Source organism: Pseudomonas sp. NFACC56-3 (assembly GCF_900100025.1).
Classification (GTDB): Bacteria; Pseudomonadota; Gammaproteobacteria; order Pseudomonadales; family Pseudomonadaceae; genus Aquipseudomonas; species Aquipseudomonas fluorescens_AA.
Window position 1 is genome coordinate 41,511 of the sequence record NZ_FMTK01000020.1, and the last position, 14,740, is coordinate 56,250.

The following is a 14,740-nucleotide window of genomic DNA, read 5'->3' on the forward strand; positions in this document are numbered from 1 at the left end:
TTTTGTCAGGGCGTGATTCTACCTGCATTAGGCGTTTAGAGCGCGCGCATGATGCTGCAAGTGGTCGTCAATGAAGCTGGCGATGAAGAAGTAACTGTGGTCGTAGCCCGGTTGCAGGCGCAGCTCCAACGGATGGCCGGCGGACTTGGCCGCCTGTTGCAAGGCTTCGGGCTTGAGCTGGTTGGCCAGGAAATCATCGCGATCGCCCTGATCCACCAGCAATGGCAACTTCTCCTGCGCCTCGGCAATCAATGCACAGGCATCCCATTCCCGCCATTTCGAGCGGTCTTCCCCCAAGTAACGGGAGAACGCCTTCTGGCCCCATGGGCAATCCATTGGATTGTTGATCGGCGAAAAGGCCGACACCGAACGGTAACGCCCCGGGTTGCGAAGGGCGCAGACCAGCGCACCGTGGCCGCCCATGGAGTGGCCACTGATGCCGCGTTTGTCCGAAGCCGGGAAATGCGCTTCGACCAGCGCCGGCAATTCCTGCACCACGTAGTCATGCATCCGATAGTGCCGCGCCCACGGATCCTGCGTGGCGTTCAGATAAAAGCCCGCCCCCAGGCCGAAGTCCCAGGCATTGTCCGGATCGCCCGGCACGTCGGCACCACGAGGGCTGGTGTCCGGCGCGACGATGATCAGGCCCAGCTCGGCGGCCATGCGCTGGGCGCCGGCCTTTTGCATGAAGTTCTCGTCGGTGCAGGTCAGCCCGGACAGCCAATACAGCACCGGCAACTTGCCGCCCTGCTCGGCTTGCGGTGGCAGGTACACGGCAAACACCATGTCACAACCGAGCACCTCGGAACGGTGCCGGTAGCGTTTGTGCCAGCCGCCGAAGCTTTTCTGGCAAGAAATGTTTTCCAGACTCATGACCGACCTCAGAAATGGATAACGGTGCGGATGCTCTTGCCTTCATGCATCAGGTCGAACGCCTTGTTGATATCTTCCAGGCCCATGGTGTGGGTAATGAAGGTATCCAGCGGGATCTCGCCCTTCTCGGCCATTTCCACGTAGCTTGGCAATTCGCTGCGCCCGCGCACGCCGCCAAAGGCCGAACCGCGCCAGACGCGCCCGGTCACCAACTGGAATGGACGGGTAGCGATTTCCTGCCCGGCCCCGGCCACGCCGATGATCACCGACTCGCCCCAGCCCTTGTGGCAGCATTCCAGCGCGGCGCGCATCAACTGCACATTGCCGATGCATTCGAAGGAGAAGTCCACGCCGCCATCGGTCATGTCGACGATGACTTCCTGGATCGGACGGTCGAAATCTTTCGGGTTGACGCAATCGGTGGCGCCCAGTTGCTTGGCGATTTCGAACTTGGCCGGGTTGATGTCGATGGCGATGATCCGCGCGGCCTTGGCCTTCACGGCGCCGATCACGGCCGACAGGCCGATGCCGCCCAGGCCGAAGATCGCCACGGTGTCACCCGGCTTGACCTTGGCGGTGTTGAGTACCGCGCCGATGCCCGTGGTGACACCACAACCCAGCAGGCAGACTTTTTCCAGCGGCGCTTCTTTTGGAATCTTCGCGATGGAGATTTCCGGCAGCACGGTGTACTCGGAGAACGTCGACGTGCCCATGTAGTGGAAAATCGTCTCGCCCTTGTAGGAAAAACGCGAAGTGCCATCCGGCATCAGGCCTTTGCCCTGGGTGGCGCGAATCGCCTGGCAGAGGTTGGTCTTGCCCGACTTACAGAATTTGCACTGGCCGCACTCCGGCGTGTACAGCGGGATCACATGGTCACCCACCGCCACCGAGGTCACGCCCTCGCCGATGGCTTCGACAATGGCACCGCCTTCATGACCCAGGATCGACGGGAAGATCCCTTCCGGGTCGGCGCCCGACAGGGTGTAGGCGTCGGTGTGGCAGACACCGGAAGCCACCACGCGCAACAGCACCTCGCCCGCCTTGGGCATGGCGACGTCGACTTCAACGATTTCCAGGGGTTTCTTGGCCTCGAAGGCAACGGCAGCGCGCGACTTGATCATTCGGGTACTCCAGCAAATAAAGACAAGACCGGGAGTGTAATCCTCCGCCGGACAATGAATAATCCAGCCAAAAGCAAAACATTATTGCTGCACAGGGATAATCCTTCATGTCCGATAACCGCTGGGAAGGCATCGACGAATTTGTGGCCGTGGCCGAATGCAGCCAATTCACCGCCGCCGCCGAGCGTCTCGGGGTTTCGTCCTCCCATATCAGTCGACAAATCGTACGGCTCGAAGAGCGTCTACAGACACGCTTGCTGTACCGCAGCACCCGCCGGGTGACCCTGACCGAAGCCGGACAAACTTTTTTGCAACATTGCCAGCGTCTGCAGGATGGACGCGAAGAAGCACTGCGAGCCGTCGGCGACCTGACCAGCGAACCCAAGGGCATGCTCCGCATGACCTGTGCCGTGGCCTATGGCGAACGGTTTATCGTGCCACTGGTGACGCGGTTCATGGGGCTCTACCCGCAGTTGCGGGTCGACATCGAGCTGAGCAATCGCCCGCTGGATCTGGTGCATGAGAGCCTGGACCTGGCGATTCGCCTGGGTCGCTTGCAGGACTCCCGCCTCGTCGCCACGCGCCTGGCCCCCCGGCGCATGTACTTGTGCGCCTCCCCTTCTTACCTGGAACGCTACGGCCGGCCCCACAGCGTGTCGGAACTGAGCCGCCACAATTGCCTGATCGGCAGCTCCGACATCTGGCAACTGGAACAGAACGGTCGGGAATTTTCCCAACGGGTGCAGGGAAACTGGCGCTGCAACAGTGGGCAAGCGGTGCTCGATGCGGCGCTGCAAGGCGTGGGGCTGTGTCAGTTGCCGGATTATTACGTGCTGGAGCATTTGCACAGCGGTGCGTTGATCTCGCTGTTGGAAGCCCATCAGCCGCCGAATACGGCGGTGTGGGCGTTGTATCCACAGCAGCGGCATCTGTCGCCGAAGGTGCGCAAGTTGGTGGATTACTTGAAGGAAGGGTTGGCTGAGCGGCCGGAATATCGGGGTTAGGCTCGACCGGTTTCTGTCCGTGGTTTATCCGGCGCCTGGGCTATCGCCTTCGCGGGCAAGCCCGCTCCCACACTTGGCCTCAGTGGATACCTGTTTTTTGAACAACCGAGATCGAGTGTGGGAGCGGGCTTGCTCGCGAAGGGCGCGGCACGGTATTGGAATTGATCAGAAGTTGATCAGCGACGGCCAGCCCAGTGACGCCGCAACCACTCCAAATCTTCCGGCCGAGTGACCTTGATGTTATCCGCCCGCCCTTCAATCAACCGAGGCGCCTGCCCCGCCCATTCCAGGGCGGACGCTTCGTCGGTGATTACCGCATCCGCCACCAGGCTGTCAGCCAACGCCCGATGCAAGGCGCCGAGGCGGAACATCTGCGGCGTATAGGCTTGCCAGATCACGCTGCGATCAACGGTTTCCAGCACGCGGCCATGCTTGTCGACGCGCTTGAGGGTGTCGCGCGCCGGAACGGCCAGCAGGCCGCCGACCGGGTCGTTCGCCAACTCGCTGAGCAGTGTGTCCAGGTCGTCCCGGCTCAGGTTGGGCCGTGCGGCATCGTGGACCAACACCCAATCGTGATCGTCAGCGCCCTGCCCGTGCAGATGCAGCAAGGCATTGAGCACTGAATCGGAACGTTGCTCGCCACCGTCGACACGCTGGATGCGTGTGTCGCTGGCGCAGGCCAGGGTCGGCCAGTAAGGATCATCGTGTGCAAGACTGACCACCACACCCTTGACGGTGGGATGGTCGAGGAAACAGCCGAGGCTGTGTTCGAGAATGGTGCGTCCGCCCAGTTGCAGGTATTGCTTGGGACGGTCGGCGGCCATCCGGGCGCCAACGCCCGCGGCAGGAATCACGGCCCAGAAGGCCGGCAAACGCATGCTCATTGGGCCAACTGGTAGAGGGTTTCGCCCTCCTTGACCATGCCCAGCTCATGTCGAGCCCGCTCTTCAACGGTCTCCATGCCTTTTTTCAACTCTGTGACTTCGGCGTCCATCACCCGATTACGCTCCAGCAGCGCCTCGTTTTCGGCGTGTTGGTCGGCAATTTGCTGAGTCAGGTCGGCCACTTGCGCCAAGCTGCCATTGCCCACCCACAGGCGGTACTGCAGGCCGGCCAGCAACAGGAGCAAGACAAGAAACAACCAATTGGGACTGCGCATCGAATATCAGGTATCCAGTGAAAAAAGACCGCCATGCCAAACTTTGAAGCGTCTGATAGCACGAAGCCTGGAAGAACCAGGCTTGTGCTTGATAAGGCATCAGATTAGAGGGAAAAGCACCGCCATGGCGACTTTTCCGACCTAAGCCGCTGTCTTTTTACCATTTACCGCTTAACCGCGAAACTCGGCGCGACCGTTGTACTTGGCCTTGCCATTCAATTGCTCTTCGATACGCAGCAATTGGTTGTACTTGGAAACACGGTCGGAACGGCACAGCGAACCGGTCTTGATCTGGCCCGCCGCAGTGCCCACGGCCAGGTCGGCAATGGTCGAGTCTTCGGTTTCACCGGAGCGGTGGGAGATCACGGCGGTATAGCCGGCGGCCTTGGCCATCTGGATGGCTTCCAGGGTTTCGGTCAGGGTGCCGATCTGGTTGAACTTGATCAGGATCGAGTTGGCGATCTTCTTGTCGATGCCTTCTTTCAGGATCTTGGTGTTGGTCACGAACAGGTCGTCACCCACCAGCTGGGTCTTCTCGCCGATCTTGTCGGTGAGAATTTTCCAGCCAGCCCAGTCGGACTCGTCCAGACCGTCTTCGATGGAGATGATCGGATAACGTTCGGTCAGGCCCTTGAGGTAGTCGGCGAAACCTTCGGCGGTGAACACCTGGCCTTCGCCGGACAGGTTGTACTTGCCGTCTTCGAAGAACTCACTGGCGGCGCAGTCCAGGGCCAGGGTCACGTCGGTACCCAGCTTGTAGCCAGCGTTGGCCACGGCTTCGGAGATCACTTTCAGCGCGTCTTCGTTGGAGGCCAGGTTCGGTGCGAAACCGCCTTCGTCGCCAACGGCAGTGCTCAGGCCACGGGCCTTCAGCACGGCCTTGAGGTGATGGAAAATCTCGGTGCCCATGCGCAGGCCTTCGGAGAAGGTCTTGGCGCCAACTGGCTGCACCATGAACTCCTGGATGTCGACGTTGTTATCGGCATGCTCGCCGCCGTTGATGATGTTCATCATCGGCACCGGCATCGAGTAGACACCCGGGGTACCGTTGAGGTTGGCGATGTGCGCGTACAGTGGCAGGTCCTGGTCCTGGGCAGCGGCCTTGGCAGCGGCCAGGGACACAGCGAGAATCGCGTTGGCGCCCAGGGAGGCTTTGTTCTCGGTACCGTCGAGCTTGATCATCGCGTGATCGAGGGCTTTCTGGTCGGCAGGGTCCTTGCCCAGCAACAGTTCACGGATCGGCCCGTTGATGTTGGCGACGGCTTTGAGCACGCCCTTGCCCAGGTAACGGCTCTTGTCGCCATCACGCAGCTCCAGCGCTTCGCGCGAGCCAGTGGAAGCACCGGACGGCGCGCAGGCGCTGCCGATGATACCGTTGTCGAGAAGCACGTCCGCTTCAACAGTGGGGTTGCCACGGGAGTCGAGAACTTCACGACCTTTGATGTCGACGATTTTTGCCATTGTTGTAAACACTCCAAAGTTGACTAGAACGTTGCAGAAAACTTGCTCACGCTCAGCTGCGATGCAGCCTAGAGCCTGGATGGGGAGCGCTTCGCGCTCCAGCGGGAGCAAGCTCCCTCGCCACAAGGAGCAAGGCTTGCCGACGATGAGCCCTGAAGGACACCGTCGCAAGCCATGCTCCCACAAGAGCAGTGCGGCCAGCGGGCCAGAGCGATAATCGAGCGGTACTTTACCGGAGAAAACCGCGTTACGCGGTTTCTATCGTCGGAAAACCCTTGACCAGCTCGTCCAATGCCTTGAGCTGAGACAGGAAAGGTTCCAGCTTGTTCAAGCGCAAGGCACAAGGGCCGTCGCACTTGGCGTTGTCCGGATCGGGGTGGGCCTCGAGGAACAGGCCGGCCAGGGACTGGCTCATGCCCGCCTTGGCCAGGTCGGTGACCTGGGCGCGACGACCGCCAGCGGAATCGGAGCGACCACCGGGCATCTGCAAGGCGTGGGTCACGTCGAAGAACACCGGGTACTCGAACTGCTTCATGATGCCGAAGCCGAGCATGTCCACCACCAGGTTGTTATAGCCAAAGCTCGAGCCACGCTCGCAGAGGATCAACTGGTCATTGCCGGCCTCTTCGCACTTGCTCAGGATGTGTTTCATTTCCTGGGGCGCGAGGAACTGGGCTTTCTTGATGTTGATCACCGCACCGGTCTTGGCCATCGCCACCACCAGGTCGGTCTGGCGCGACAGGAAAGCCGGCAACTGGATGATGTCGCAGACCTCGGCGACGACCGCGGCCTGGGCAGGCTCGTGGACGTCGGTGATGATCGGCACGCCAAAGGCTTGCTTGATGTCCTGGAAGATCCGCATGCCTTCTTCCAGGCCCGGGCCACGGTAGGACGTCACGGACGAACGGTTGGCCTTGTCGAAACTGGCCTTGAATACGTAAGGGATACCCAGTTTCTGGGTCACCTTCACGTACTCCTCGCAGACCTGCATCGCCATGTCGCGGCTTTCCAGCACGTTCATGCCGCCGAACAGCACCATGGGCTTGTCGTTGGCAATCTCGATGTCGCCGACGCGGATGATCTTCTGGGCCATCGTCTTATGCCTTTTTCTGGTGTTGAGCCAATGCGGCCTTCACGAAACCGCTGAACAGCGGATGACCGTCCCGAGGCGTGGAGGTGAACTCGGGGTGGAACTGACAGGCGACGAACCATGGATGGTCCGGGGACTCGACCACTTCCACCAGCGCGCCGTCACCGGAACGACCGGAGATTTTCAGGCCGGCCTCAATCAGTTGCGGCAGCAGGTTGTTGTTCACTTCGTAGCGATGACGGTGACGCTCGACGATCACATCCTTGGCATAGCAATCGTGCACCTTGGAGCCGGCTTCGAGCAGGCATTCCTGGGCGCCCAGACGCATGGTGCCGCCCAGGTCCGAGCTTTCGGTGCGCACTTCCACGGCGCCGGTGGCATCTTCCCACTCGGTGATCAGGCCCACGACCGGATGGCCGCTGGCGCGATCGAACTCGGTGGAGTTGGCGTCTTTCCAGCCCAGCACGTTACGGGCGAACTCGATGACCGCCACTTGCATGCCCAGGCAGATCCCCAGGTAAGGCACCTTGTTTTCGCGAGCGTATTGCACGGCGGTGATCTTGCCTTCCACGCCCCGCAGGCCGAAGCCGCCCGGCACGAGGATCGCATCGGCGCCTTCGAGCAGGCCAGTGCCCTGGTTCTCGATGTCTTCGGAATCGATGTAGCGCAGGTTGACCTTGGTGCGGTTGCTGATACCGGCGTGACTCATCGCCTCGATCAGCGACTTGTAGGCGTCCAGCAGTTCCATGTACTTGCCGACCATCGCGATGGTGACTTCGTGTTCCGGATTGAGCTTGGCATCGACCACGGCGTCCCATTCGGACAGGTCGGCGCTGGCGCATTGCAGGCCGAAGCGCTCGACGACGAAATCGTCCAGGCCCTGGGAGTGCAGGATGCCCGGGATCTTGTAGATGGTGTCGGCGTCTTCCAGGCCGATGACCGCGCGCTCTTCAACGTTGGTGAACTGGGCGATCTTGCGACGCGACGAGATGTCGATCGGGTGGTCGGAGCGGCAGATCAGCACGTCCGGCTGCAGGCCGATGGAGCGCAGTTCCTTGACCGAGTGCTGGGTCGGCTTGGTCTTGGTTTCGCCGGCGGTGGCGATGTACGGAACCAGGGTCAGGTGCATCAGCATCGCGCGCTTGGCGCCGATTTCGAAACGCAACTGGCGGATGGCTTCGAGGAACGGCTGGGACTCGATATCGCCCACGGTCCCGCCGATTTCGACCATCGCCACGTCGGCGTCGCCGGCACCCTTGATGATGCGGCGCTTGATTTCGTCGGTGATGTGCGGGATGACCTGGATGGTCGCGCCCAGGTAGTCACCACGACGCTCCTTGCGCAGCACGTGTTCGTAGACACGGCCGGTGGTGAAGTTGTTGTTCTGGGTCATGGTCGTGCGGATGAACCGCTCGTAGTGGCCCAGGTCCAGGTCGGTCTCGGCGCCGTCGTGGGTGACGAACACTTCACCGTGCTGGAACGGGCTCATGGTGCCCGGGTCGACGTTGATGTACGGGTCCAGCTTGAGCATGGTGACCTTAAGTCCCCGCGCCTCCAGGATGGCCGCCAATGAAGCCGAGGCAATGCCTTTCCCCAATGAAGAAACAACACCGCCCGTGACGAATATGTAGCGCGTCATGAAAAACCCTAGAAGTCTGCGTTAAAGCGGTCCGAGCCGCCGGGGAAAGCGAAGGAAGGCCGAAGCCCCCGATCACCTGCATTAATCACAGTGCACCTTTCAAAAAAACCGCCGCGTTGGGACAGACCGGAAGTGAAATCACCGGTACGTTGCTCGCTACACATTTTTTGGAATCGCCCAGCAAAGACTGCTTGGTAATCGGCAACTCCTGCAATTCAGGCGAATCCACAGAAGTTGTATCAAGAAGGGAGCGTAGTCTACCGGAAAGCCCCTTTCAGCTCAAACCCAGATCTTGGTTTCCTGGCGTCCAGATCAATCGCCAGCTGCCACCCGCTTGCGCATCGAGCCCGGCCAGGTTGGCCACCGCCAGCAATTGCTCGCCTTGATAAAGCAGCGGCAATCGACCGCGAACGAACGCCGGCACGCCCTTTTCATTGAGCAAACGCTTGAGATCACGATGACCACGACCCGCTAACGCCAGCACCTCGCCGCCTTGACGATAGCGCACGCTAAGCGGCCCCGCAGGCGGCTGGCCGATAAGCGCCACCCGACCGTTGCCCGGCAAGGGCAGCGGCAGCGCCGGATCCGCCCAGTCGACGGGGCCTGGCAGCGAACATAGCCAGTGGTCGGATAACCACCAGACCCGCCCGGCGGCCCGGTGCAGCTCGCCGCCGGCCAGGCGCCAGATAGGCCGGGCATCGTCCGCGGCATCGCGCAACGAGTCCCAGCCGGCCCAGTGATCACTGTCGGGCAGCAGGGTCAGTGGCGCCAGCCAGTGGCTCAATGCGTTGCGCTGACGGGCCGGCGACAACGCCCGCAACGGCGCCAGCACCAGCGATTGCAGCCCAAGCCAGTCGAACGCAGCTGGCGTCGCGGCCTGGGCCAAGTCGATCCGCGCCAAGTCGTCCAGCAAGCCTTGGGCTTCGCCCATGTGCGCAGCACTTCGGGCCAGGGTCGCCGAGGCTTGCGGCCAGTGCTCGGCCAGCATTGGAAAAACCCGCTGGCGCAGGTAGTTGCGCGCGTACCGGTGATCATCGTTGGACGGGTCGTCGATCCAGCTCAAGCCCTGTTGCGTCGCATAGGCTTGCAGCTCGGCACGGGGCACCTCGAGCAAGGGCCGCAGCAGATGCCCCAGGCCCAAAGGCCGCTGCCGTGGCATCGCCGCCAGGCCCCTCACCCCTGCCCCCCGCAACAGGCGAAACAACAAGGTTTCGGCCTGGTCATCCCGATGCTGGGCGGTGAGCAGCACTTCATTGCCCTGGAGGGCCGCCACGAACGCGCCATAACGCGCCTCCCGGGCGGCACGCTCGATACTGGCGCCAGGGCGCACGTGCACATTCACCACGTCCAGCGGCACACCAAGGGCCGCACAGACCGAACGGCAATGATCCGGCCACGCCTCGGCCACTGCCTGAAGGCCGTGATGCACATGGATAGCACTCAGCGCGGGCAGGGCGTGGTGTCGTGAAAGGGTCGCGAGCAGGTGCAGCAGGACGGTGGAGTCGAGGCCGCCGGAGAAGGCGATGCGCCAGGTGGCGGCGTTGCGCCAGGGGGATAGCTGTGTGAGGAGCCAGGTTGGCAGGTCGATGCTTGTGTTCATGGGTATCAGCCTTGGCACAAATCAAATGTGGGAGCGGGCTTGCTCGCGAAGGCGGTGAATCAGTCAACACATGGGTTGAATGTTAAACCGCTTTCGCGAGCAAGCCCGCTCCCACACTGGCTCCCCACACAACTGCTGGAAGCTTGGTCAGATCAGAGACCGTAGCTCATCAACCGCTCGTAGCGACGGGCCAGCAGCGCGTCGTTGTCGAACTTCTTGAGCATCGACAGCTGGGAACTCAGCTCGGCGCGGATCAGTGCCGCCGCCGCAGCCGGGTCGCGGTGGGCGCCGCCCACGGGCTCGTTGATCACTTTGTCGACGATGCCCAGGCCCTTGAGACGCTCAGCGGTAATACCCATGGCCTCGGCGGCATCCGGCGCCTTCTCGGCCGTTTTCCACAGGATCGAGGCGCAGCCTTCCGGCGAGATCACCGCATAAGTGGAATACTGCAGCATGTTCAACTGGTCGCAGACACCGATGGCCAACGCACCGCCGGAACCGCCTTCGCCAATCACGGTGGCGATGATCGGGGTTTTCAGGCGTGCCATGACGCGCAGGTTCCAGGCAATCGCTTCGCTCTGGTTGCGCTCTTCGGCGTCGATGCCCGGGTAGGCGCCCGGGGTGTCGATGAAGGTCAGGATCGGCATCTTGAAGCGCTCGGCCATCTCCATCAGGCGGCACGCCTTGCGGTAGCCTTCCGGACGCGGCATGCCGAAGTTGCGGCGCACCTTCTCGCGGACTTCGCGGCCTTTCTGATGGCCGATAACCATCACCGGCTGCTCGTCCAGGCGGGCAACGCCGCCGACGATCGCGGCGTCGTCGGAGAAGTGACGGTCGCCATGCAGCTCATCGAACTCGGTAAAGATGTGCTCGATGTAGTCCAGAGTGTAGGGACGACGCGGGTGACGTGCCAGGCGAGCGATCTGCCAGCTGGTCAGCTTGCCGAAGATGTCCTCGGTCAGCGTGCGGCTTTTGTCCTGCAGACGAGAGATTTCATCGCCGATATTCAGCGAATTGTCATTACCGACCAAGCGCAACTCTTCGATCTTGGCTTGCAGGTCGGCGATCGGCTGTTCGAAATCAAGAAAATTCGGGTTCATAGGCGTCCGTCTTGGGTCGACGTCCAAGAGAGCTTGGGCCGGCCGGTTGTCTATTCGCGCCTACCTTAAGGGAGAGGCGCGTTCAGGTCGAGATTAAAAATTCGGGTCGAGATCAGGAGCTTTCCGGTTTCAACAGTGGCCCCTGGCCGTCAACGGTATTGGAGGAAGACGTTGTCTTTGCCGAACTGGTCACGCAAGGCTTGAATCAACGCATCCGCCGGATCGATCCGCCAGCCTTCGCCGAACTGCAACACGGCCTTGGCATCGGGGCGTACGTACTCCATGGTGATCGGACAGGCACCGCGATGGCGCTTGAACAATTCGCCCAACCAGCGTAGCTGATCGCCCTTGAGGTCCTGGGTCTGCAACTTCAGGCGTAGGCTCTCTGCCAGGTTGGTACGGGCATCTTCCATGCTCATCACCCGCTTGACCCGCAACCGCAGGCCACCGGAGAAGTCATCGTTGCTGACTTCGCCTTCCACCACCACCATCGCATCGGTCTGCAACAGCGACTGCGCAGAATGGAACGCATCGGCGAAGAGTGACGCCTCGATGCGCCCGGAGCGGTCGTCGAGGGTGATGAAACCCATCTTGTCGCCCTTTTTGTTCTTCATCACCCGCAAAGCGATGATCATGCCGGCGACCGTCTGAGTGTCGCGCGCCGGCTTGAGGTCAATGATGCGCTGGCGGGCGAAGCGGCGGATCTCGCCTTCGTATTCGTCGATCGGGTGACCGGTGAGGTACAGGCCCAGGGTGTCTTTTTCACCCTTGAGGCGTTCCTTGAGGGTCAGTTCCTTGGCCTTGCGATGGTTGCCGTAGACATCGGCGTCCTCCTCGACGAACAGCCCGCCAAACAGGTCGGCGTGGCCGCTGTCGTGGGTACGGGCGGTCTGTTCGGCGGCCTTGATCGCCTCCTCCATCGCCGCCAGCAACACCGCGCGGTTGCGATCGATGTTGGCCTGGTAGGCCTTGGGCTCATCCTGGAAGTAAGGCCCGAGCCGGTCCAGGGCGCCACTGCGGATCAAGCCGTCGAGGGTGCGCTTGTTGATGCGCTTGAGATCGACCCGCGCGCAGAAATCGAACAGGTCCTTGAACGGCCCGTCCTGGCGCGCTTCGGTGATGGCTTCCACCGGCCCCTCGCCCACGCCCTTGATCGCACCGAGGCCATAGATGATGCGGCCTTCGTCATTCACCGTGAACTTGAACTCCGAAGCGTTCACGTCCGGTGCGTCGAGGCGCAGCTTCATGGTCCGCACTTCTTCGATCAAGGTCACGACCTTGTCGGTGTTGTGCATATCCGCCGACAGTACCGCGGCCATGAATGGCGCCGGGTAATGGGCTTTCAACCATGCGGTCTGGTACGACACCAGGCCATAGGCGGCGGAGTGGGATTTGTTGAAGCCGTAGCCGGCGAATTTTTCCACCAGGTCGAAGATGTTGCCCGCCAGGTCCGCATCGATGCCGTTGTTCGCGCAACCTTCGATGAAACCGCCGCGCTGCTTGGCCATTTCCTCGGGTTTTTTCTTACCCATGGCTCGACGCAGCATGTCCGCGCCGCCGAGGGTGTAGCCGGCCATCACCTGGGCAATCTGCATCACCTGTTCCTGGTACAGGATGATGCCGTAGGTCGGGGCCAGCACTGGCTTGAGGCCGTCGTACTGATAATCCGGGTGCGGGTACGCCAGCTCGGCGCGACCGTGCTTACGGTTGATGAAGTCATCCACCATGCCCGATTGCAGGGGCCCCGGACGGAACAGGGCCACCAGTGCGATCAGGTCTTCCAGGCAGTCGGGCTTGAGCTTCTTGATCAGCTCCTTCATGCCCCGGGATTCAAGCTGGAACACCGCCGTGGTTTCGGCTTTTTGCAACAGGCTGTAGGTCGGCTTGTCATCCAGCGGGATGAAGGCAATGTCCAGCGGCTCTTCACCAACCTTGGCCCGGTCGCGGTTGATGGTTTTCAGCGCCCAGTCGATGATCGTCAGGGTCCGCAGGCCGAGGAAGTCGAACTTCACCAGGCCCGCCGCCTCGACGTCGTCCTTGTCGAACTGGGTCACCAGGCCGTCGCCTTCTTCATCGCAATAGATCGGCGAGAAGTCCGTCAGCTTGGTCGGCGCGATGACCACGCCCCCGGCGTGCTTGCCGACGTTACGCACCACGCCTTCGAGCTTGCGGGCCATCTCCCAGATTTCCGCGGCCTCTTCGTCGACCTTGATGAAGTCCCGCAGGATTTCTTCCTGCTCATAGGCCTTCTCCAGGGTCATGCCGACTTCGAACGGAATCATCTTCGACAGGCGATCCGCCAGACCGTAGGACTTGCCCTGCACCCGCGCCACGTCACGCACCACCGCCTTGGCGGCCATGGAACCGAAGGTGATGATCTGGCTTACCGCGTTGCGGCCGTATTTCTCGGCGACATAGTCGATGACCCGGTCGCGGCCGTCCATGCAGAAGTCGACGTCGAAGTCGGGCATGGATACCCGTTCCGGGTTGAGGAAACGTTCGAACAGCAGGTCATATTCCAGCGGGTCGAGGTCGGTGATCTTCTGCACATAGGCCACCAGCGACCCGGCACCCGATCCACGGCCAGGGCCCACCGGCACGCCGTTGTTCTTGGCCCACTGGATGAAGTCCATCACGATCAGGAAGTAACCGGGAAAACCCATCTGGATGATGATATCCAGCTCGAAATTCAACCGATCGACATAGACCTGGCGCTTGGCTTCGTAATCTTCGGTGGTGTCCTTGGGCAACAGGACGCGGAGGCGTTCTTCGAGGCCGTCGAAGGAGACTTTGCGGAAATATTCGTCGATGGTCATGCCATCGGGAATCGGGAAGTTGGGCAGGAAGTGCTTGCCCAGCTTCACTTCGATGTTGCAGCGCTTGGCGATCTCGACAGTGTTTTCCAGCGCCTCGGGCAAGTCGCTGAACAACTCGGCCATTTCCTCGGCGCTCTTGAGGTATTGCTGGTCGCTGTAGTTCTTCGACCGACGCGGGTCGTCGAGGGCACGGCCCTCACCGATGCAGACCCGCGTTTCGTGGGCTTCGAAATCTTCCTGCTTGATGAACCGCACGTCGTTGGTCGCCACCAGCGGCGCGCCGATCCTGTCGGCCAGGGCCACGGCGGCATGCAGGTGCTCTTCGTCATTGGGACGGTTGGTGCGCTGCACCTCGATGTAGAAGCGGTCCGGGAACACCGCCATCCAGTCACGGGCCAGGGTCTCGGCTTCGTCGGGACTGCCACTGAGCAGGGCCAGGCCGATTTCACCTTCCTTGGCCGCCGACAGCATGATCAGCCCTTCGCTGGCCTCGGCCACCCACTCGCGCTCGATGATGATCGAGCCGTTGCGCTGGCCATCGATAAAGCCGCGGGAGATCAGCTCGGTGAGGTTGCGATAACCCACGCCGTTCATCACCAACAGGCTGATACGGCTCAGCGGCGCGTCCGGGTCCTTGTTCGACAGCCACAGGTCGGCGCCACAGATCGGCTTGATCCCGGCGCCCATGGCGGCCTTGTAGAACTTGACCAGCGAGCACATGTTGTTCTGGTCGGTAACCGCCACGGCAGGCATGTTCATGCCCACCAGGGTCTTGACCAGGGGCTTGATCCGCACCAGACCGTCGACCAGGGAGTATTCAGTGTGCAGGCGTAGATGAACGAATGAAGCCGGCATAGTGATCCTGCGTTAAGTCATG

11 protein-coding genes are annotated in these 14,740 nt (G+C 61.5%); 1 reads left to right on the top strand and 10 read right to left on the bottom strand.

Annotated features, from left to right (window positions below; translation table 11 throughout):
• Positions 1-27: 27 nt before the first annotated feature.
• Both fghA and BLO80_RS22550 read right to left on the bottom strand, forming a co-directional pair.
• The gene (gene fghA / locus BLO80_RS22545) at positions 28-873 is read right to left on the bottom strand and encodes an S-formylglutathione hydrolase (protein ID WP_092202179.1); all 846 of its coding nucleotides are present in this window, start codon (positions 871-873) and stop codon (positions 28-30) included.
• An 8-nt stretch (positions 874-881) separates the two neighbouring features.
• Complete coding sequence (locus BLO80_RS22550; protein WP_092330624.1) at positions 882-1,994, bottom strand: S-(hydroxymethyl)glutathione dehydrogenase/class III alcohol dehydrogenase; 1,113 nt, start codon at positions 1,992-1,994, stop codon at positions 882-884.
• Positions 1,995-2,101: 107 nt separating this feature from the next.
• Between BLO80_RS22550 and BLO80_RS22555 the strand changes: the two genes are divergently transcribed.
• The gene (locus BLO80_RS22555) at positions 2,102-2,998 is read left to right on the top strand and encodes a LysR substrate-binding domain-containing protein (protein WP_092330626.1); all 897 of its coding nucleotides are present in this window, start codon (positions 2,102-2,104) and stop codon (positions 2,996-2,998) included.
• Positions 2,999-3,174: 176 nt separating this feature from the next.
• Here the strand turns inward: BLO80_RS22555 and ispD are convergent, their stop codons facing one another.
• The 8 genes from ispD to dnaE form a co-directional block, all read right to left on the bottom strand.
• Positions 3,175-3,882 (bottom strand): 2-C-methyl-D-erythritol 4-phosphate cytidylyltransferase, encoded by a 708-nt coding sequence (gene ispD, locus BLO80_RS22560; protein ID WP_092330629.1) that lies wholly within the window; start codon positions 3,880-3,882, stop codon positions 3,175-3,177.
• Positions 3,879-4,157, bottom strand: coding sequence for a cell division protein FtsB (gene ftsB, locus BLO80_RS22565; RefSeq protein ID WP_003184873.1), 279 nt, complete (start codon positions 4,155-4,157; stop codon positions 3,879-3,881). The genes ispD and ftsB overlap by 4 nt, the downstream gene beginning before the upstream one ends.
• Positions 4,158-4,328: 171 nt before the next feature.
• The gene (eno, locus tag BLO80_RS22570) at positions 4,329-5,618 is read right to left on the bottom strand and encodes a phosphopyruvate hydratase (protein ID WP_092330631.1); all 1,290 of its coding nucleotides are present in this window, start codon (positions 5,616-5,618) and stop codon (positions 4,329-4,331) included.
• Between the two features lie 247 nt (positions 5,619-5,865).
• A complete protein-coding gene (kdsA, locus tag BLO80_RS22575) occupies positions 5,866-6,711 on the bottom strand; it encodes a 3-deoxy-8-phosphooctulonate synthase (protein ID WP_053152762.1) in 846 nt (281 codons plus the stop codon).
• Positions 6,712-6,715: 4 nt separating this feature from the next.
• The gene (locus tag BLO80_RS22580) at positions 6,716-8,347 is read right to left on the bottom strand and encodes a CTP synthase (protein WP_058542194.1); all 1,632 of its coding nucleotides are present in this window, start codon (positions 8,345-8,347) and stop codon (positions 6,716-6,718) included.
• Between the two features lie 274 nt (positions 8,348-8,621).
• Positions 8,622-9,947 carry a tRNA lysidine(34) synthetase TilS gene (gene tilS, locus BLO80_RS22585; protein WP_092330634.1) on the bottom strand — a complete coding sequence of 442 codons (1,326 nt, stop codon included), beginning with the start codon at positions 9,945-9,947 and terminating at the stop codon, positions 8,622-8,624.
• 152 nt (positions 9,948-10,099) lie between these two features.
• Positions 10,100-11,047 (bottom strand): acetyl-CoA carboxylase carboxyltransferase subunit alpha, encoded by a 948-nt coding sequence (locus BLO80_RS22590; protein ID WP_092330636.1) that lies wholly within the window; start codon positions 11,045-11,047, stop codon positions 10,100-10,102.
• 149 nt (positions 11,048-11,196) lie between these two features.
• Complete coding sequence (gene dnaE / locus BLO80_RS22595) at positions 11,197-14,718, bottom strand: DNA polymerase III subunit alpha (RefSeq protein ID WP_092330638.1); 3,522 nt, start codon at positions 14,716-14,718, stop codon at positions 11,197-11,199.
• Positions 14,719-14,740: the final 22 nt, after the last annotated feature.

Coding starts and splice junctions, on each gene's coding strand:
- fghA (WP_092202179.1), bottom strand. CDS start 873: ATGAGTCTGGAAAACATTTCTTGCCAGAAAAGCTTCGGCGGCTGGCAC.
- BLO80_RS22550 (WP_092330624.1), bottom strand. CDS start 1,994: ATGATCAAGTCGCGCGCTGCCGTTGCCTTCGAGGCCAAGAAACCCCTG.
- BLO80_RS22555 (WP_092330626.1), top strand. CDS start 2,102: ATGTCCGATAACCGCTGGGAAGGCATCGACGAATTTGTGGCCGTGGCC.
- ispD (WP_092330629.1), bottom strand. CDS start 3,882: ATGAGCATGCGTTTGCCGGCCTTCTGGGCCGTGATTCCTGCCGCGGGC.
- ftsB (WP_003184873.1), bottom strand. CDS start 4,157: ATGCGCAGTCCCAATTGGTTGTTTCTTGTCTTGCTCCTGTTGCTGGCC.
- eno (WP_092330631.1), bottom strand. CDS start 5,618: ATGGCAAAAATCGTCGACATCAAAGGTCGTGAAGTTCTCGACTCCCGT.
- kdsA (WP_053152762.1), bottom strand. CDS start 6,711: ATGGCCCAGAAGATCATCCGCGTCGGCGACATCGAGATTGCCAACGAC.
- BLO80_RS22580 (WP_058542194.1), bottom strand. CDS start 8,347: ATGACGCGCTACATATTCGTCACGGGCGGTGTTGTTTCTTCATTGGGG.
- tilS (WP_092330634.1), bottom strand. CDS start 9,947: ATGAACACAAGCATCGACCTGCCAACCTGGCTCCTCACACAGCTATCC.
- BLO80_RS22590 (WP_092330636.1), bottom strand. CDS start 11,047: ATGAACCCGAATTTTCTTGATTTCGAACAGCCGATCGCCGACCTGCAA.
- dnaE (WP_092330638.1), bottom strand. CDS start 14,718: ATGCCGGCTTCATTCGTTCATCTACGCCTGCACACTGAATACTCCCTG.